The sequence below is a fragment of the Rubrobacter taiwanensis genome (assembly GCF_004337705.1).
In the GTDB taxonomy this organism is placed as follows: domain Bacteria; phylum Actinomycetota; class Rubrobacteria; order Rubrobacterales; family Rubrobacteraceae; genus Rubrobacter_C; species Rubrobacter_C taiwanensis.
This window is the reverse complement of the sequence record NZ_SKBU01000023.1, coordinates 1-17,085: the sequence shown is the minus strand read 5'-3', so window position 1 is coordinate 17,085 and position 17,085 is coordinate 1. Positions and strand designations below refer to the sequence as shown.

Here is a 17,085-nt window from a genome sequence, read left to right as displayed (position 1 = left end):
CGGGGCGGAGATGAGCTGCGGGCGCTCGCTGCTACGGGACCGCAACCTGCACATCGTCTTCGGCGTCACGTTGATGGCCGTGCTCGGGGCCTCCAGCGTGACGCCGGCCTTCCCGCGGATAGTGGAGGAGCTCGGCGTCTCGCCCGGAGAGGTTGGGCTCCTCATCACGGTCTTCACGCTGCCGGGCGTCTTCCTGACGCCGGTGCTGGGCATTCTCTCGGACCGCATCGGGCGCAAGCGGGTCTTGGTGCCTTCGCTGCTGCTCTTCGGGGTGGCGGGTGGAGCATGCGCGCTGGCCCGGGATTTCGAGCTGCTGCTGGCGCTGCGCCTTCTGCAGGGGGTGGGAGCTGCGTCGCTTGGAGCGATGAACGTGACCCTGATCGGGGACCTCTTCTCCGGCCGTGAGCGGGTAGTAGCTATGGGGTACAACTCCGGCGTGCTCAGCGTCGGAACGGCGGGCTATCCGGTGCTCGGCGGCGCGCTGGCCACTTTAGGCTGGTTCTACCCGTTCGCCCTGCCGCTCTTCGCCGTCCCCATCGGGCTTCTGGTGCTCTTCTCCCTGCGCAGCCCGGAGCCGCGCAGCGAGCAGGGGCTGGGAGATTATCTGCGCGCCGTGTGGAAGCGGGTGCGGGACCGGCGTGTGATCGGGCTCTTCACGGCCAGCATCGTCACCTTCATCATCCTCTACGGGCCGTATCTCACCTACCTGCCGCTCTTGATGGCCGGCTCCTTCGGCGCACCGCCGTTCATCATCGGGGCGGTGATCTCCAGCTCCTCGGTTGTGACGGCGCTCACCTCTTCGCAGCTCGGATGGCTGACCCGCACGTTGCGCCCGGCGAGCCTCATCAAGGCTTCCTTCGCGCTGTACGCGCTGGTGCTGATCATGGTGCCGAACATCCCCGCGTTGCCGCTGCTCCTGGTTGCGACCGCGCTCTACGGGATCGCGCAGGGTATCAACATCCCCAACATCATGGTGCTCCTGAGCGGGGTTGCGCCCGCGGAGAACCGGGGTGCGTTCATGGCGCTCAACGGAATGGTGCTGCGCTTCGGACAGACCGTAGGACCGGTCTTTATGGGCGCGGCGGCCGCGGGGCTCGGGCTCGCCGGAGCCTTCTATGCCGCTGCGGGTCTGGCGCTTATCATGCTGGTGCTGGCGTTCCTGTTTATAAGGTAGCGCTCTCTACGCCCCGGTCAGCACCTCCACGGCGCGGTCGGCAGCGTCGGCGTAGGGCCTGAAGACCAGATCCGCCCCGGCCTTCTCCAGCGCCCGGGCGTCCTCTTCGTTGGCCGCCGTGAGCGCGATCTTCCCCTCAAAACCGTGCTCCCGCAAGGCTTCGAGCAGGACCAGGTTCACGCTGCGTTCCCTGACGGAGCTGATGACGCACCGGGCTTTGCTCAGGGGCAGGGCGGCCGGAAACTCGGGGTCTTCGGCGTCTCCGTAGTGTGCGGGCAGGCCCTTCTCGTGCCAGCGCTCGACGGCCTCGGGGTCGAAGTCCACGCCGAGCAACGAGACTCCCCGCTCTTTGAGGCCCGCAGCGATCCGGCTGCCGTAGCGCCCCAGACCGAAGATTATTACCTCGGCTCCGGGCTCCTCTCTCTCGCCTTCGTCCTCCGGGTGCTCGATGTCGCGCTCGAAGATCGAGAGCCAGGGTGCCAGTCGTTCGTAGAGGGGATGGGAGTAGAGGATCATATATGTGGAGATGCTGATGGTTATGAGGCCGACGAGCGTTATGAGGCCCAGAGTGTCGGGACCTATGTGTCCCAGGGAGAGCCCCAGTCCGGCGAAGATCAAGGAGAACTCGCTGATCTGGGCCACGGTGAGCCCGGTCAGAAACCCGGTGCGTTTGCGGTAGCCCATCACCCCGATGATGACCATGAGTATCAGGGGGTTGCCGATCAGGACGAATAAAGAAAATATGATGCCAGCCCCAAGCTTCTCTCCCAGCAGCTCCAGATCCAGGTTCGCCCCCAGGCTTATAAAGAAGAAGAGGAGCAGGAAGTCTCGCACGCTCGTGAGCCTTGCCCCTATGGTCTCGCGGTACCGGGTGGAGCCTAAAGAGACGCCGGCGAGGAAGGCCCCGATCTCCTTGCTGAACTCCAGAAAATCTCCGGTCGCCGCCAGGAAGACCGCCCAGGCGATGGAGAACAGAACCAGCAGCTCCGGGGATGCGGCCAGACGCCGCAGCAGCGGCGGGAGAACGTAGCGCATGAGCAGGGCTATCGCGGCCAGAAACGCCGCCCCCTGCACCGCCACCCTGAAGAGCCGCCATCCCAGATCTGTACCCTCGCCGCCCTCGCCGAAGGCGGTGAGCGCGATCATCACGATCACCACCACTATGTCTTGCACGATCAGGAGCCCTACGGCGATCCGCCCGTGCAGGGAGTCGATCTCCCGCTTGTCGGAGAGCAGCTTGACGATGATGATCGTGCTGGAGAAGGTCAACGCTATCGCGATGTAGAGCGCCGCGACGGGATCGAAGCCGAGCGCGAGCGCGATCAGGAAGCCGCCGATGGAGGTGAAGAGCACCTGCCCGAGCCCGGTAGCCAGTGCCACCGGTCCCATGGTGCGGATCAGGTGCAGATCCAGCTTGAGCCCGACGATGAAGAGCAGCAGCGCTATACCCATCTCTGCCAGCAGGTCTACCGGCTCTCCGGGTTCGATCCAGCCCAGCACCGAGCCCACAAGGATCCCCACCGCTATGAACGCCACGATGAGCGGCTGGCGCAGCCGGACGGCCACCGCCCCGACGATGGCGGCGATGATGAGCATCGCCGCTACGTCGTAGAAGACGTTGTCGAAGATGTCATGTAGCAGATCGGGCACCGGGGCTGCCTGCCTCCGCTACCTCGTCGGGTTGAGACTGCTCTAACATGTCTCTCCGGCCGGCGGCAGCAGCGTCCCTACCTGCTCTTCTTGCGCTTCTTGCGCTTCCGGCGGAGCCGCTTCTCCCGGTTCCTTGAGGAGTCGTCGGAATCCTCGTCCTCGGACTCCAGCTCTGCGGCCGCAGAGCTGGCCTCTTTCTTTTCTTCCTTTGGCTTGTCTTTGCCGGGGCCGAGGTTGTAGATGATGTAGTTCTGCACCGCCGTGAAGATGTTGTTGGCGATCCAGTAGACGAAGAGCCCGGCCGGGAAGGTCCAGGTTATGACGGTGATGCCGAACGGCAGGATGCGCATCAACCACCGCTGCTCCCTTGGCAGGCGCTTGGCCGTGATCTCCATCCCGATCAGCATCGTGACCGCCGAGAGTACCGGCAGGATGAAGTACGGGTCGTGCTGCGTGAGGTCCGTGAACCAGAAGATGCCGCCCTCCCTGAAGGTGGGCTCGCTGGCGGGGCGGTCGGCCGCCCCGATGATCCCGGCGCTCCCTCCGAAGTCCCGGATGACGTAGAAGATCCCGATGAAGATCGGGAGCTGCACGAGGATCGGCAGGCATCCGCCGAGAGGGTTCACCCGCCGCTCCTGGAAGAGCTTCATCTGCTCTTCCTGCTGCTTCTGCCGGTTGTCCTTGTACTTCTCCCGGATCTTGTCCAGTTCCGGCTTGAGCTCCTGCATGGCCTTCATGCTCTTGACCTGCTTGACCGTCAGCGGGAAGAGAACGGTGCGCACCACCACGGTCAGCAGGGCGATGCTGATCCACCACTCGACCCCTAGATCGTAGTGGAAGAAGCGCAGCACATAGGCCAGGACGCTTACGACCGGGCTGAACAGGTTTTCTATGAAATCAACCATGCAGCCCGCTTATTCTAACCGACCCCGACCGAGTTATCAGGGCGGAGCATATAATCTATGGGTGCGTGTCGCAGGATGTTGTACGAGTTTGAACCGGTGAATGAGCGCTACGCGCGCGAGATCCTGAGCTGGAGCTACGGGAAGCCCTGTTCATCGCACGATGAACCGGCAGAAGGGCTGCTGGCGGTGCTACTGGCCCCGGAGAATAACTACCACGCCATCCTGAAGGACGGCGAGCTCGTCGGGTTCTTCTGCGCCGGACCTGATGCGCGGGTGCCGGGCGGGAATTACGATGGGGATGCGCTGGATATCGGGCTCGGGCTGCGCCCGGATCTCGTCGGGCAAGGACTGGGGCTCGGTGTCGTGAAGGCCATCCTGCGCTTCGCGCGGGAGAGGTTCTCTCCGGCGGCGTTCCGGCTGACCGTCGCGACCTCCAACCGGCGCGCGATCCGGGTCTACGAGCGGGCCGGGTTCGAGTGGGAATGCCTCTTCGAAGGCGAGGGCGGAGCGGAGTTCGCTCAGATGGTGCGGGAAGCAGAGGGGTGAGGGCCGGGGTGTGCCGGTAAGACCGCCCTGCCGGCATCGAGCTGTGCCGGCTCCGGGAGCGCACCGCACTCCCGGTCTCTGAATAACACCTGTACCGAAGTACAGCCCGAAGACGGGTCCGCCGTCCGATGGCGGAAGGCTTCACCTGCCGTACATTCTGTTTGCAAGGGTTACGCCGTTACGGAGGAGGCCGGATGAACTCTGGAACAAGATCGTGAACTCGGCCCGGAGTGCCGGAGGCCGCGTACGCCGAAGCCTTGCGCGAGCGCTGCTTCTGGTGCGAGTTCGGGGATCTGCGCCTGCTGCGGGGTTAGAATCAGGGTGGATACGGGAGGAGTCGAATGCACAACGGTTTTCGGGTCGAGCAGATAGACCACGTCGAACTCTTCGTTCCGGACCGCTACGAGGCCGCGGAGTGGTACGGGCGGGGCAACCCGTTCGAGATCACGCCCTACGACTACGAGCACGTCGGCCGGCGGCTTTAGGAAAGGGGGGCTATGGAGACGAAGGCCAATTTCGTGCGCGCTGCGAGTCTGGAGGATGTTGAGAGAGCGGGGAGGTTGCCCGTTCGGGTAGAGGGGCATTCGCTGGCCCTGTTCTCAACGGGCGGCAGAGTCTACGCCTTGGACAACCGCTGCCCGCACATGGGCTTCCCGCTGCACCGGGGCACGGTCGAGGACGGCATCCTCACCTGTCACTGGCATCACGCCCGTTTCGACCTGGAGAGCGGCGGAACCTTCGACCAGTGGGCGGACGACGTCCGCATCTTCCCGGTCGAGGTCCGGGATGGCGAGGTGTGGGTAGACCTCACGCCCCGCGGCGACCGGTGCGAGTACCGGCGCAGCCGCCTGCGGGACGGGCTGGAGCGCAACATCTCGCTGGTGATGGCGAAGTCCGTGATCTCGCTGCTGGAAGCCGGCGAAGATCCCGCCGAACCCTTCCGCGAGGGATTGCTCTTCGGCGCTCGCTACCGCAGGAACGGCTGGGGGGCGGGGCTCACCATCCACACCTGCATGATGAACCTGCTGCCTCGCCTGCAACCTGAGGACAGACCCCGCGCCCTGTACCACGGCCTCTCGGCCGTCGCCGGAGACTCGGACGGCACGCCGCCGCGATTCCCCCTCAGGCCCCTGCCGGACACCGCCGCAGACCTTCCCACCCTCAAGCACTGGTTCCGGCGGTTCGTGGAGGTGCGCGACGCCGAAGGTGCCGAACGCTGCATAGTCTCCGCCGCCAGGAGCGGAGCCGGCCACCGGCAGCTGGCCGACATGCTCTTCGCCGCCGCGACCGACCACCGCTACATAGACGCCGGGCACCCGCTGGACTTCACCAACAAAGCTTGCGAGGCGCTGGACGTGGCGGGCTGGGAGCACGCCGGGCTCGTTCTGAGCGGCCTGGCGCGCGGCTACGCGAACGCCGGCCGCATGGAGGAGTCCAACTCCTGGCGCAACCCGGTGGATCTGGTGGAGATCCTGGACGATGCTTTCGAGCAGCTGCCCGCCGCGCTGGAAGCGGGGAGGGAGCACCACAAAAAAGGATGGAGCGGCCGCGAGGAACTCGTGCCGGTGCTGCTGGGCGAAGACCCGCAGGCCATCTCGGACGCCCTGCTCTCGGCCCTGCGCGAAGGCGCTGCCGAATCGGAGCTGGCCGGTACCGTAGCCTACACAGCCGCGCTGCGTATCGCCCGCTTCCCGACCAGTAACGAGTTCGGCGACTGGGATACCGCGCTGCATACCTTCACCTTCGCCAACGCCGTGCATCAGGGCCTGCGGCGCGCGCCCTCGCCGGAGCTTTTGCGGGGCGTCTTCGACGCGGCAATGAGCGTCTACCTGGACCGCTTCCTGAACGTGCCCCCGGCCCGCCTTCCGGAACCGGACGGAGAAGAAGACCCGGAGGCCCTGCTGAAGGAACTGCCGGATCTGCTGAACCGGCAGCAGCAGGTGGATGAGGCCGGGCGTCTGGTAGCACGCTACCTGGCGGCCGGAGATCCCGACCGGCTTATGGCCGCGCTGGGCGGGCTGCTCCTGCGCGAGGACCGGGACTTCCACACCATCCAGGCCGTCGAGGCCGCCTTCCGGCAGTACGAAGCGTTGCGCGGCCGGCAGGAAGGCGATGCCGTGCTGGTCGCCGCCACCCGGTACCTGGCGGCGCATTCACCAACGGTGCGGCGGCAGGGACAGACCTACACGATAGCACGCCGGCTCCAGCGCGGCGAACGCATCTTCGAGTGAGAGGATGCCTCAAGCGTTCCGGCCGTTGACAAACTAATATAGGTAGTTTTAAACTATGTACGATAGTAAATGGCCGCGCCGGAACCGAGGAGGCGAAGAGATGAGGGTCGTTGCTCACGGGGAGAACATGGTTCAGATCACTCGCTATCCGAGGGTCTTTCCCGTCAATTGCTACCTGGTACGCGAGGAGGACGGCTTCACCCTGATCGACGCGGGGCTTCCGGGCAGCGAGCGGGCGATACTTGAGGCTGCGCGGGAGCATGGGGGAGAGATCCGGCGCGTTGTGCTGACGCACGCCCACGGCGACCATGTGGGCTCGCTGGATGCTTTAGGCGGAGCTTTACCCGGGGTGGAGGTGATGGTCTCGGCGCGAGAGGCCCGCTTTCTCGGCGGGGAGATGAGCCTGGACTCTGGGGAGCCCCAGGTCCGGCTGCGCGGGGGATGGCGGGTGTGCGGGACCAGACCCACGCGCTTGCTGTCGCCGGGTGAGAGGGTGGGATCTCTTGAGGTGGTGTCTTCTCCGGGGCACACACCGGGGCACGTGGCTTTCCTGGAGACCAGGGACGGGACCCTGTTTGCCGGCGACGCCTTCCAGACGCGCGCGGGGGTTGCGGTGGCCGGGACCTTGAGGGTGCTCTTTCCCTTCCCGGCTTTGGCGACCTGGCACGAGCCGACGGCGCTTGAGAGCGCTAAGCTTTTGAGGGCGCTCGAGCCGTCCCGGCTGGCGGTGGGCCACGGCGAGGTGCTCGAAGAGCCTCTAGAGGCGATGGACCGGGCGATAGCCGTCTCCGAACGGCGTGTGGGGAGGAGCGAGGATGCCGGTGTGGGGGTGCGGCGTGTCGCCTAGGGCGGGTCTGGACCGGGAGGCGGTGGTTGAGGCCGCTGCTTCTCTGGTCGATGAGGAGGGCCTGGATGGCCTTACGGTAGGCCGGCTGGCCGAGCGCCTCGGCGTCCGGGCTCCCTCGCTCTACAACCACATCGCGGGTCTTGAGGAGCTAAAACGCGCGGTGGCGGTGCTGGGAGTAGAGCGGCTGGCCGGGTCTCTCATGCGGGCTGCGGTGGGCAAGAGCGGCGAGCAGGCGGTCTTCGCGATTGCGGACGCCTACCGCGCTTTCGCCAGAGAGCATCCGGACCTCTACGCCGCCACCCTGCGGGCTCCGGAGCCGGGTGACGGCCGGTATTCGAGCGCGGCCGGGGAGATACTTGAGGTTGTGGGGGCTGCGCTGGAGCCCTACCGGCTAGGATCTGAGGACCGCCTCGATGCGGTCCGGGGCCTCCGCAGCCTCTGCCACGGCTTCGTCTCGCTGGAGCTCTGTGGAGGCTTCGGCATGCCCCGGGAGGTGGACCGGAGTTTCGAGCAGGCCGTGCGGACCTACCTGACCGGCCTTGCCTGCGCGGGCGGGGAGTCCGGGGTCGGAAAGTCGGACTGAGGTAGAAAGGGTGCGTTGCCATGAGTGCTTCCATCACACCGGATATTCCTCTGGAGATTGTAGAGAAACTGCGTTCCGCGCGGCGCGTTGCGGCTCTGACCGGCGCGGGCGTCTCGGCCGAGAGCGGCGTACCGACCTTCCGCGACGCCCAGACGGGTCTCTGGGAGCGCTACAGCCCGGAGGAGCTGGCTACGCCCGAGGCTTTCCGGCGCGACCCGAAGCTGGTCTGGGAGTGGTATGCGTGGCGGCGCGAGCTGGTCTCGCGGGCGGAGCCCAACCCCGGCCACTATGCGCTGGCGGAGCTGGAGCGGCGGGTTCCGGAGTTCACGCTCATCACGCAGAACGTGGACGGGCTGCACCGCCGCGCCGGGAGCAGGAACGTCGTCGAATACCACGGCAACATCCACCGCACGCGGTGCTTCGGCGAGGATCGGATCGTCGAGGGCCGGGAGGATGCGGGGGAGGTCCCGCCGCGTTGCCCGGACTGCGGCGGTCTTCTGCGGCCGGACGTGGTGTGGTTCGGGGAGATGCTGCCGCCCGGAGCGGTGGAGCGGGCGCTGGAGGCGGCCGAGAGCTGCGAGCTCTTCCTCTCCGTCGGGACCTCGGCGCTCGTACAGCCGGCCGCATCCCTGCCCTATGTAGCGCTCGACGGCGGGGCGATGGTGGTCGAGATCAACCCCGAACGCACCCCGCTCAGCGGGAGCGCCACCTATACCCTGCGCGGGCCGTCCGGTGAGATGCTTCCTGCGCTGTTAGAGGCCGCCTGGGGTCAGGAGAGCCGCCGGTAGTATGCGTAGGCTGCGACGGAGATCGCCGCGAGGGCTCCGAGCGCCGCGTAGATCCCGGGGGCCGTCTCCGCTCCGCCGAGGTGCACGATGGCGAGCGTGCTCGGCGTCAGTCCGAGCGCCGCGGCCAGGATGAACCTCCAGAAGGACAGACCGCTAAGGCCCGCGGCGTAGCTTACGGCTCCGAAGCTGATCAGGGGTATTAGCCCCGCGACGAAGGCTATGATGGCTCCGTGCTTCTGGATGCTGTGGTCCAAACGCGCGAGCCGGCGGCTGCGGACCACGAACCGCCGGCCCGTAAGCCGGGAGATGCCGAAGCAGATCGCGCTCCCCAGCATTATGCCCGCCCAAGACATTGCGAACGCCGCCGGGGTTCCGAAGACGTAGCCGCCGGCGACCTGTATCGGGGTGGCGGGCAGCGGGGGAACCACGGACTGGAGGACCATCAGCAGCACGTATGCCGCCGGGGCCCAGGCACCGGCATCTTCGACGAGCCGCCGGGCCTGCTCCCGGTCCGAGAAAATCTCCCACGACCACTGCCACGCGCCGGTCCACCATAGGACGAGGGCGGCCGCTGCGGCTGCGGCCGTCCCGGCCAGAAATTTGCCGGGGTTCGAGATGGATGGGCTCAGTTTCCCGATCTGCCCGCGTCCTACAGGTTCACGGTGCGCAGGGTGGACTCGTCGTAGCGGTTCCCGGCGGCCGCTCCCTTCGGCAGCGCCTCTTCTATGCGCTCCAGGTCCTGCGGGTCCAGCTCTATCTCCACCGCCGCGGCGTTCTCCTCCAGGTACCGGCGGCGCTTGGTGCCGGGGATAGGTACGATATCCTCGCCCCGGTGCAGCACCCAGGCCAGGGCGAGTTGGGCGGGCGTGACGTCTTTCTCGGCCGCGATCTCCTTCACCCGCTCTACCAGCTCCAGATTCTTCCGGAAGTTCTCGCCCTGAAAGCGGGGGTTGTTGCGCCGCCAGTCGCCCTCTGGCAGATCTTCGGGAGCGGTGATGCCGCCGGAGAGGAAACCCCGCCCGAGCGGGCTGTAGGCGACGAATCCGATCCCGAGCTCCCGCACTGCGGGCAGCACTTCATCTTCCGGGTCCCGGCTCCAGAGCGAGTACTCGGACTGCAGCGCCGAGATCGGGAACGTGGCGTGCGCCCGGCGGATCGTCTCCGGCGCGGCCTCCGAGAGGCCCAGGTAGAGAACCTTCCCCGCCTCCACCAGCTCTCCCATTGCGCCCACGGTCTCCTCGATGGGCACGTCCGGGTCTACCCGGTGCTGGTAGTAGAGGTCTATGTGGTCCACGCCGAGCCGCAGCAGTGAGGCGTCGCAGGCTCGCTGCACGTACTCCGGGCGGCCGTTGATGCCCAGCCGCGTCCCATCTTCGGCGCGCACTATGCCGAACTTGGTCGCCAGCACCACCTCCTCCCGGCGGTCTTCTATGGCGCGGCCGACCAGCCGCTCATTGCGGCCGACCCCGTACATGTCCGCCGTGTCCAGGAAGTTGATACCCAGCTCCAGAGCCCGGTGGATTGTGGCCATCGCCTCTTCTTCGTCCGCCGGTCCGTAGAACTCGCTCATCCCCATGCACCCGAGCCCTATGCGGGAGACGGTGAGGCCCTGGTTGCCGAGACGCACCTCTTCCAAGATGTAACTCCTTTCCGAATCGCTCGCGCAAGATTCTATACCCTGCCGCGGTGCACCCCGCACATCGGCTAAGATGGTCCGGAAAACGAGGAGAAAGGAACTGGTGCATGCGCGTACTGGTGACCGGAGCACGGGGCAAGGTCGGGAGTGCGGCGGCTGCCGCGCTCGCCGATGCAGGACACGAGGTCACAACGACGGACCTGGGGCCTCCCGTCTTCGAACGCCCGCTGCCGGGCGAGCTGCCCTACGTCCAGGCGGACCTCGCGGACGCGGGCGACGCCTTCGCCGTCGTGCGCGGGGCGGAGGCCGTGGTGCACGCGGCCGCGATCCCGGAACCGACTAAAAACCCGCCGCACGTGGTCTTCGAGAACAACCTGATGGCGGTCTTCAACGCGGTCGAGGCCGCGGTGCGCTTCGGAGTGCGGCGGTTCGTGAACATCTCCAGCGAGACGGTGCCGGGTTTCTTCTTCCCGGAGCGGCCGTTCCTGCCGGACTACGTGCCGGTGAACGAGGAGCACCCGGTCCGGCCGCAGGACCCCTACGCCCTCGCCAAGCACTTCTCCGAGCAGCTCATGGACGCCGCCGTGCGCCGCAGCGATATCCGGTGCATCTCTATCCGGCCGAGCTGGGTGCAGTGGGAGGGCAACTACGAGCGCAACCTGGGACCGCAGGTACGCGACCCCTCCATCCTCTCGCCCAACTTCTGGAGCTACGTAGACCTCTACGACCTGGCGGACGCGATCCGGCTCGCCGTCGAGAGCGACCTGCCGGGCCACGAGGTCTTCTACATAGCCTCCCCGGACAACTGCACGGGGCGGCCGTTCCGGGAGCTGGTCGAGAAGTACTACGGCGACCGGGCGCCCGAGATCCGGGCCCTCCCCCGCGAGGACGCGGCCGGGATCTCCTGCGCCAAGGCGGAGCGGATGCTGGGCTACTCCCCCAGACGTTCCTGGCGGGACTACCTGGACGAGAACGGCCGGCTGAGGCCCGGCGCGGGGGCGCGGGATGACTGAGCTGCGGGTCGCGGTCGTCACGGGAGCGGCCCGCGGCATCGGGCGGGAGGTCGCGCTGGAGCTGGCCCGGCGCGGGTACGCGGTCGCTGCGAACGACCTGCGGGCTCCTGAGGCGACCGTGGAGGAGGTGGAGAAGCTGGGAGCCACAGCGCTCCCACTGCCCGGCGACGTTTCGAACGAGGAGGATGCGGAGCGGATGCTGGCGGAGGTGTCCGGCCGGTTCGGGCGTGCGGACGTGCTGGTGAACAACGCCGGCATCAGCCACATCTCCCCGGCCGAGGAGACGAGGCCGGAGGACTGGCGGCGGGTGCTGGAGGTGAACCTCACCGGCCCGTTTCTCATGTGCCGGGAGTTCGGGCGGGCGATGCTGGAGCAGGGCGCGGGGAGCATCGTGAACGTAAGCTCTGTGGCCGGGCTTCTGGGGGTTGCCGACCGCTCGGCGTACAACGCCAGCAAGCACGGGCTCGTCGGGCTGACGCGCACGCTGGCGGCGGAGTGGGGTGGCCGCGGGGTGCGGGTTAACGCCGTGTGCCCCGGCTGGGTCAAGACCGAGATGGACGAGGAGGACCAGGCCGGCGGCGGATATACGGACGCGGACATCGAGGGGCGCACCCCGATGGGCCGGTTCGCGCGCCCGCAGGACGTCGCCCGGGCCGTCGCCTTCCTCGCCGACCCGGTCGAGAGCGGTTACGTAAACGGCCACGCCCTCTCGGTGGACGGCGGCTGGGCTTCTGACGGGAGCTGGGAGAGCCTGAGGCTCTCCCACAGGTGAGGTATCAGCCCGGAGGGCTTGCGGAGAACTCCTCGATCACCCGGTCCGGACGCTTGTCCGGGACCCGGAGCAGGATTATGAGGGCGATGGAGAGCGTGATGAAGAGCGAGAAGACCGCGATACGGTACGCTCCCGGGCCGAGACCGCCGAACACGGTCAGGATGAGCCCCGTAAGGAGCGGGCCGGTGACGGCCGAGAAGCGTCCGGCCAGCCCGTAGAACCCGAAGAACTCCCCGACCTTCTCGGAGGGGGAGAGGGCCACGAGCAGCACCCGGCTCACCACCCACGTGGAGCCCAGAGCCACCCCGACCAGCGGCCCGGCCAGCAGCAGCATCCAGGCCTCGACGGCCGCCGTGGCAACCAGCACGGCGGTGAGCCAGACGCAGATCACGATCACCATGGCCTTCTTCGGCCCGAGGCGGTCGGCCACGAACCCGAACGCCGTAGACCCCAGGATCGCGAACACGGTCGAGAAGATGAGCAGGTTGCGGATGTCCTCCTGCTGCATGCCGAAGACGACCCGGCCGTAGAGCGACATGTTCGTGACCACGGTGTTGGCCGCGTCGGTGAAGAGGAAGGTGGCAATGATAAACGCCCCCATGCCCGGGTACTGCCGGATGTTGCGCACCGTCCGCAGGATGTCCCGGTACGTCTCCCGCACCCGCACGGGTCTGGGCTCTCTCACCCGCCGGTCCGGCACGAGGAAGAAGGCCGGGAGGCTGAAGAGGAGGTACAGCACGGCCGTGGGCACGAAGGCGTTGGAGTTGAGCTCCTCGTCGGTCTGCAGCCAGAACCCGAGCGGGCCCAGGATCTCCTTCATCATACTGGCGTTGGTGACGAACAGCGTCAGGAAGAGCAGGGCGAAGATGCTCCCGATGTATCCGGCGGCCACGCCGTAGCCGCTGATCTTCCCGGCCCCCCGCCGGCCCGCAATGCCGGGCAGCAGCGAGTTGTAGAAGACCTGGGTCGTCTGGTAGGCGAAGTTGGACGCGATGAAGATGGCCGCGGCGGCGGCGACGGTTCCGAAGAGGTCCAGCCCCAGCACCCCAAGCCCGGCCAGCACGGTGAACAGGATCAGGTACGGCATCCGCCGCTGCCGCAGGTCGGCCACGGCTCCGAAGAACGGCGCGGTGAGCGCGACCAGCAGCATCGAGCCCGCGGTGATGTAGTTGAAGAGATCCGGCCCGCCCCCGAGTTCATCCCCAAGCCACAGCGGGAAGAAGTAGCTCAGGATGCTGAGCGAGAAGATCGTGTTCGCAAAGTCGTAGACAATCCAGGCCCCCACGGCTGCGGAGGAGACCTTGCGGGGAACGGGTGTCGAAGTATCCGCCATCTAGTATAAATATTACTAGAGAAGGGTCGCCACCCGTTCGGGAGTCGTGCCTGCCGGAGATCTTCTGAAAAATCGCCTGCTCAGGTTCCTGCTCGCTCTGGGGGCGGGACTGCTGGCCGTGGCGCTGGCTCTGGGGCTCGTCTACCGGGAGCAGGCGGCGGCCCAGCTCCGGACGCTCGTGATCCTGGGGACGGTTCTGGAGGCTCCGCTGCTCGGGGATGTCGCGCGCTTCGCCACGGGAGAGCCCCGGCTGGAGGACCGGGATGTCGCGGGCTCTCCGGCGCTCGTGGCGTACCCATCGGGGGAGGGGCCGCACCCGGCGTTTGTCTTTATCACCGGCGCGGACCCGTTGGGCCGGGAGAACCCGACGCTCCGGCGGTTGGCGGAGGGGCTGGCGCGCGCGGGGTACGTGGTCTATGCCCCGGAGCCTGCCGGGCTGCCGCTGGGCGAGATCTCGGCAGAGACGGTTGAGGCTTCCGTGGACGTCATCCGCGCCGTCGCGAACGACGAAGACACCCAGGGCGGCCGGGTGGGGCTCGCCGGGGTATCGGTGGGGGCCTCGCTGGCTCTGGTGGCCGCATCGGAGCCCGGCCTGCGGGAGCGCGTCACGGTGGTGGCGGGTGTAGCACCCTATACCGACATCCGGGAGGCGATCCGCATCGGCACCACCGGGACCTACCTGCGGGACGGCGAGCTGGTGCGGTTCGAGGCCGACCCCTACCTGTCTCTCGTGGTGGCCCGCTCCCTGTTCGCGGGTCTGCCGCCGCAGGAGGGCTCGGAGTTTGTAGAGGCGCTGCGGCCTCTGGATCAGAGCTCGCCCGACCCGCTGGCCGCCTTCCGCGCCTGCGCGCGGGCGGGCGCGGGGCTGAGAGAACTGTTCGAAGCCCTGCCGCCGGAGACGGGAGGCCCGCTCTCGCTCCTGCGGGCCTGCTCCTCGGAGGATCTCTCACCGGCGGCGCGGCAGGTGGTCCGGATCCTCGGCAATACCGATCCCCGGCGCTTCGACGAGCTGTACGCCGGTCTGCCGCAGGAGACGCGCGCGCGCATCGAAGAGCTCTCGCCCATCACACGCGCGGAGCGGATAGAGGCCCCGGTGAGGCTCGCCTCTCCGCCCCGCGACAAGTACTTCCCGGTCGCCGAGTCCCGCGCCCTGGCCGCACGCGCCCCGGACGCGGAAGTGCTGGTGACCGCCGCGCTCGCCCACGCCGACCCCGAGCCCGGCGACGTACCCGGCTACCTGCAGCTCAACGGCTTCGTGGTCGAGGTGCTGCGCGAGGCGGCCGGGTAGTCTTCTTCGCTGGCGATGATGCCCGCGCATCTCGGCATGATATATCATCCTGCTGGATATGCTGCAGGCCGTTGCATCGCTGCTGGTCGGTGAGCACCGCCGGGCGGTGGAGGAGATCCGGAGCGGGCTGGAAGAGAGATTCGGCATCCGCGGCGACTACGCCGGGCACCTGCCGCACTTCTCCTATCAGGTCGCGGAAGAGTATGACGTCGGGAGGCTCAAGGAGCTCTTGCGCGGGTTCGCCCGCGAGGTGTCTCCTTTCGAGGTGCGGACCTCCGGGCTGGGCGTGTTTACCGGGGAGCGGCCCGTGCTCTACGTTCCCATCGTCCGAACCCCCGCGCTCAGCTGGTTGCACCGGGTGCTGTGGCGCGAGCTCTCGGGGACCGGCCAGAATATCTCCGGCTACTACAGGCCGGAGTACTGGATACCTCACATAACCCTCGCTCAGGGAGAGAGGTTCGAGGAACTACTCCCGGATGTCTTGTGCTGGCTCAAGGACCGGGAGTTCGGCTGGAAGGTGCCGGTGAACAACCTGGCCCTGATCCAGAGGGCAGGGGCGGAACACGAGCTGATCTTTCAGGTGGGACTGGGGCCGTGATGCGAACTGGAGGATTCTATGTCTGAACCGGAGATCCGGGAAGCCCGGGAGAGCGATGCCGGAGCGCTCCTGAACCTCTACACGAAGCTGGATTGGGAGACCAGCTTCATGCTCTACGAACCGGGCGAACGCCGGCATACGGCGGATGAGATGCGGCGGAGAATCCGGGAGGTGAAGGCACAGGAGAATAGCACGCTGCTGGTCGTCGACGGGGGAGGCGAGCTGGTGGGCCTCCTCGGAGCCTTCGGCGGCCGGGTGCGCCGGAAGCGGCATTCGGCGCTCATAATAGTCGGTATCCTGCAGGAGTTTACCGGCCGGGGTATCGGAACCCGCCTGTTCGAACGCCTGGAAGCCTGGGCACGCCGGAGCGGCGTACACCGCCTGGAGCTTACCGTCATGACGCATAACACGGCCGGAATCGCGCTGTACAGGAAGATGGGATTCGAGATCGAGGGCACCAGAAAACACTCCCTGCTGGTGGACGGCCGCTACCTGGATGAGTACGCCATGGCGAAGCTCCTGGACTGACCGTACCGTATGTCGGAGGCGACTTTGGGATTATCCACAACATGTTGTGGATAAGTGGATAATTGCGTGCCGGCCGTTCAGTGTTTGCGTGTTTTCACGGTTCGCAGGAGGCGCCAGGTGTAGAGGGTTGAGGCTGCCGTGGCGGCCCAGAAGCCGGCGGTCAAGTATCCGGCGAGGATATCGCTCGGGTAGTGCACGCCCAGGTAGAGGCGGGAGAATCCTATGGCCATCATCAGGGTCAGGCCCAGGGTACAGATAGCCCAGCGGCTCGCTCCCCGGAGCCGGCTGGCGATGATGATCGTGAGGACGCCGTAGAATCCGACCGAGATGGTAGCGTGTCCGCTCGGGAAGGAGTAGAACGAGGCTACGTAGTCCGTCTGGAAGAGTTCGGGCCGGGCGCGCTGGTAGAGCGCTTTCAGGGCGGTAGTGATCACCATGCTGCCTGCGGTTGAGATCGTGAGCAGGGCGGCCGAGAAGCGCAGGCCCCGAAGGTACAGGGCTGGGGCGGCGATGGCCAGCAGGATGCCCACGAACCAGTAGTAACCTAGCGCTGTTACGGCGAGCATGAGCGGTTCGAGGTGCGGGGGGAAGGTGGTGTGGATCCAGTTCAGGATCGCCTCATCCAGCCGGTGTGTTTCGCCCTCGAAGACCTCTTCTGCCAGCGATTCGAAGCCCAGCAGCAGCGTGAGCGCCAGGGTGAGTCCGGCGGCCAGCTGCAGCCCTATGACCAACATCGGGTTTTCGTGCAGGCGGTGTATGAACTCTCGTAGTCTCATGGTTGTATTTATAACCGGAACTTGCACCGGGATCTTCGAGTATGCTACCCGGTGTTGGGCGAGACGTACCCGAGTGAGAGGAGCTCTGGATGAGCAAGGGCAGGGAGATCCGGGAGCCTTCCGGGAAGCTGGGGGTACTTCTGGTGGGCATGGGGGCGGTCTCCACCGCCTTCATCGCGGGGGTGGAGCTGATCAAGAGAGGGCTCGGCCGGCCGGTCGGTTCCCTGACCCAGATGGGCACCATTCGTCTGGGCAAGCGCACCGAGAACCGCGTGCCGAAGATCAAAGACTTCGTCCCTCTCTATAGGCTTGAGGATCTGGTATTTGGGGGGTGGGATGTGCTGCCCGACGACGCCTACGAGGCGGCTGTTACGGCTGGGGTGCTTGAGAAGGGGCATCTTGAGGCGGTCAAGGAGG

19 protein-coding genes are annotated in these 17,085 nt (G+C 66.8%); 13 read left to right on the top strand and 6 right to left on the bottom strand.

The annotated features are described in order from the left end of the window. Positions 1–10 precede the first annotated feature (10 nt). Positions 11–1,174 (top strand): MFS transporter, encoded by a 1,164-nt coding sequence (locus E0L93_RS12210; RefSeq protein WP_132692329.1) that lies wholly within the window; start codon positions 11–13, stop codon positions 1,172–1,174. A 6-nt stretch (positions 1,175–1,180) separates the two neighbouring features. Here E0L93_RS12210 and E0L93_RS12205 read toward each other — a convergent pair whose 3' ends face one another. Both E0L93_RS12205 and E0L93_RS12200 read right to left on the bottom strand, forming a co-directional pair. After that, positions 1,181–2,770, bottom strand: a complete 1,590-nt coding sequence (locus E0L93_RS12205; RefSeq protein ID WP_132692450.1) for a cation:proton antiporter — start codon at positions 2,768–2,770, stop codon at positions 1,181–1,183. Positions 2,771–2,901: 131 nt separating this feature from the next. Further along, complete coding sequence (locus E0L93_RS12200; protein WP_132692327.1) at positions 2,902–3,729, bottom strand: YidC/Oxa1 family membrane protein insertase; 828 nt, start codon at positions 3,727–3,729, stop codon at positions 2,902–2,904. A gap of 96 nt (positions 3,730–3,825) precedes the next feature. On the opposite strand from E0L93_RS12200, the gene E0L93_RS12195 reads away from it, so the two are divergent. From E0L93_RS12195 to E0L93_RS12175, 6 genes are all read left to right on the top strand, one after another. Next, positions 3,826–4,275 carry a GNAT family N-acetyltransferase gene (locus E0L93_RS12195; RefSeq protein ID WP_165874343.1) on the top strand — a complete coding sequence of 150 codons (450 nt, stop codon included), beginning with the start codon at positions 3,826–3,828 and terminating at the stop codon, positions 4,273–4,275. A gap of 341 nt (positions 4,276–4,616) precedes the next feature. Beyond that, entirely contained in the window at positions 4,617–4,760 is a 144-nt protein-coding gene (locus tag E0L93_RS15890) for a hypothetical protein (RefSeq protein WP_165874342.1), read from the top strand. A 12-nt stretch (positions 4,761–4,772) separates the two neighbouring features. Further along, positions 4,773–6,506, top strand: a complete 1,734-nt coding sequence (locus E0L93_RS12190; RefSeq protein ID WP_132692323.1) for a Rieske (2Fe-2S) protein — start codon at positions 4,773–4,775, stop codon at positions 6,504–6,506. A gap of 100 nt (positions 6,507–6,606) precedes the next feature. Beyond that, positions 6,607–7,353 (top strand): MBL fold metallo-hydrolase, encoded by a 747-nt coding sequence (locus E0L93_RS12185; RefSeq protein ID WP_132692321.1) that lies wholly within the window; start codon positions 6,607–6,609, stop codon positions 7,351–7,353. Next, entirely contained in the window at positions 7,343–7,936 is a 594-nt protein-coding gene (locus E0L93_RS12180; protein ID WP_132692319.1) for a TetR/AcrR family transcriptional regulator, read from the top strand. Before E0L93_RS12185 ends, E0L93_RS12180 begins: the two co-directional genes overlap by 11 nt. A 20-nt stretch (positions 7,937–7,956) precedes the next feature. Further along, on the top strand, positions 7,957–8,724 hold the full coding sequence (locus E0L93_RS12175; RefSeq protein WP_132692317.1) for an SIR2 family NAD-dependent protein deacylase: 768 nt from the start codon (positions 7,957–7,959) through the stop codon (positions 8,722–8,724). Here E0L93_RS12175 and E0L93_RS12170 read toward each other — a convergent pair. Both E0L93_RS12170 and E0L93_RS12165 read right to left on the bottom strand, forming a co-directional pair. Then, complete coding sequence (locus E0L93_RS12170) at positions 8,706–9,167, bottom strand: TVP38/TMEM64 family protein (protein ID WP_243638224.1); 462 nt, start codon at positions 9,165–9,167, stop codon at positions 8,706–8,708. The genes E0L93_RS12175 and E0L93_RS12170 overlap by 19 nt on opposite strands. Positions 9,168–9,373: 206 nt before the next feature. Beyond that, positions 9,374–10,360 (bottom strand): aldo/keto reductase, encoded by a 987-nt coding sequence (locus tag E0L93_RS12165; protein WP_132692313.1) that lies wholly within the window; start codon positions 10,358–10,360, stop codon positions 9,374–9,376. Positions 10,361–10,467: 107 nt separating this feature from the next. On the opposite strand from E0L93_RS12165, the gene E0L93_RS12160 reads away from it, so the two are divergent. Further along, positions 10,468–11,373, top strand: coding sequence for an NAD-dependent epimerase/dehydratase family protein (locus tag E0L93_RS12160; RefSeq protein WP_132692311.1), 906 nt, complete (start codon positions 10,468–10,470; stop codon positions 11,371–11,373). After that, positions 11,366–12,145, top strand: coding sequence for an SDR family NAD(P)-dependent oxidoreductase (locus tag E0L93_RS12155; protein ID WP_132692309.1), 780 nt, complete (start codon positions 11,366–11,368; stop codon positions 12,143–12,145). The genes E0L93_RS12160 and E0L93_RS12155 overlap by 8 nt, the downstream gene beginning before the upstream one ends. A 4-nt stretch (positions 12,146–12,149) precedes the next feature. Here E0L93_RS12155 and E0L93_RS12150 read toward each other — a convergent pair whose 3' ends face one another. Beyond that, positions 12,150–13,478: an MFS transporter gene (locus tag E0L93_RS12150; protein ID WP_132692307.1), complete on the bottom strand. Its 1,329-nt coding sequence runs from the start codon at positions 13,476–13,478 to the stop codon at positions 12,150–12,152. 46 nt (positions 13,479–13,524) lie between these two features. On the opposite strand from E0L93_RS12150, the gene E0L93_RS15885 reads away from it, so the two are divergent. The 3 genes from E0L93_RS15885 to E0L93_RS12135 are packed head-to-tail and all read left to right on the top strand — an operon-like array spanning position 13,525 to position 15,892. Then, positions 13,525–14,766 carry a hypothetical protein gene (locus tag E0L93_RS15885; RefSeq protein ID WP_165874341.1) on the top strand — a complete coding sequence of 414 codons (1,242 nt, stop codon included), beginning with the start codon at positions 13,525–13,527 and terminating at the stop codon, positions 14,764–14,766. Between the two features lie 58 nt (positions 14,767–14,824). Beyond that, on the top strand, positions 14,825–15,364 hold the full coding sequence (locus E0L93_RS12140) for a 2'-5' RNA ligase family protein (protein WP_132692305.1): 540 nt from the start codon (positions 14,825–14,827) through the stop codon (positions 15,362–15,364). 18 nt (positions 15,365–15,382) lie between these two features. Continuing rightward, on the top strand, positions 15,383–15,892 hold the full coding sequence (locus tag E0L93_RS12135) for a GNAT family N-acetyltransferase (RefSeq protein WP_132692303.1): 510 nt from the start codon (positions 15,383–15,385) through the stop codon (positions 15,890–15,892). 77 nt (positions 15,893–15,969) lie between these two features. Here the strand turns inward: E0L93_RS12135 and E0L93_RS12130 are convergent, their stop codons facing one another. Beyond that, on the bottom strand, positions 15,970–16,668 hold the full coding sequence (locus E0L93_RS12130; RefSeq protein WP_132692301.1) for a phosphatase PAP2 family protein: 699 nt from the start codon (positions 16,666–16,668) through the stop codon (positions 15,970–15,972). 89 nt (positions 16,669–16,757) lie between these two features. On the opposite strand from E0L93_RS12130, the gene E0L93_RS12125 reads away from it, so the two are divergent. Beyond that, positions 16,758–17,085: inositol-3-phosphate synthase (locus E0L93_RS12125; RefSeq protein ID WP_207890469.1), on the top strand; the 328-nt coding region annotated here is incomplete at its 3' end.

Coding starts and splice junctions, on each gene's coding strand:
- E0L93_RS12210 (WP_132692329.1), top strand. CDS start 11: ATGAGCTGCGGGCGCTCGCTGCTACGGGACCGCAACCTGCACATCGTC.
- E0L93_RS12205 (WP_132692450.1), bottom strand. CDS start 2,770: ATGCTCATCATCGCCGCCATCGTCGGGGCGGTGGCCGTCCGGCTGCGC.
- E0L93_RS12200 (WP_132692327.1), bottom strand. CDS start 3,729: ATGGTTGATTTCATAGAAAACCTGTTCAGCCCGGTCGTAAGCGTCCTG.
- E0L93_RS15890 (WP_165874342.1), top strand. CDS start 4,617: ATGCACAACGGTTTTCGGGTCGAGCAGATAGACCACGTCGAACTCTTC.
- E0L93_RS12190 (WP_132692323.1), top strand. CDS start 4,773: ATGGAGACGAAGGCCAATTTCGTGCGCGCTGCGAGTCTGGAGGATGTT.
- E0L93_RS12185 (WP_132692321.1), top strand. CDS start 6,607: ATGAGGGTCGTTGCTCACGGGGAGAACATGGTTCAGATCACTCGCTAT.
- E0L93_RS12175 (WP_132692317.1), top strand. CDS start 7,957: ATGAGTGCTTCCATCACACCGGATATTCCTCTGGAGATTGTAGAGAAA.
- E0L93_RS12170 (WP_243638224.1), bottom strand. CDS start 9,167: ATGGTCCTCCAGTCCGTGGTTCCCCCGCTGCCCGCCACCCCGATACAG.
- E0L93_RS12160 (WP_132692311.1), top strand. CDS start 10,468: ATGCGCGTACTGGTGACCGGAGCACGGGGCAAGGTCGGGAGTGCGGCG.
- E0L93_RS12155 (WP_132692309.1), top strand. CDS start 11,366: ATGACTGAGCTGCGGGTCGCGGTCGTCACGGGAGCGGCCCGCGGCATC.
- E0L93_RS12150 (WP_132692307.1), bottom strand. CDS start 13,478: ATGGCGGATACTTCGACACCCGTTCCCCGCAAGGTCTCCTCCGCAGCC.
- E0L93_RS12140 (WP_132692305.1), top strand. CDS start 14,825: ATGCTGCAGGCCGTTGCATCGCTGCTGGTCGGTGAGCACCGCCGGGCG.
- E0L93_RS12135 (WP_132692303.1), top strand. CDS start 15,383: ATGTCTGAACCGGAGATCCGGGAAGCCCGGGAGAGCGATGCCGGAGCG.
- E0L93_RS12130 (WP_132692301.1), bottom strand. CDS start 16,668: ATGAGACTACGAGAGTTCATACACCGCCTGCACGAAAACCCGATGTTG.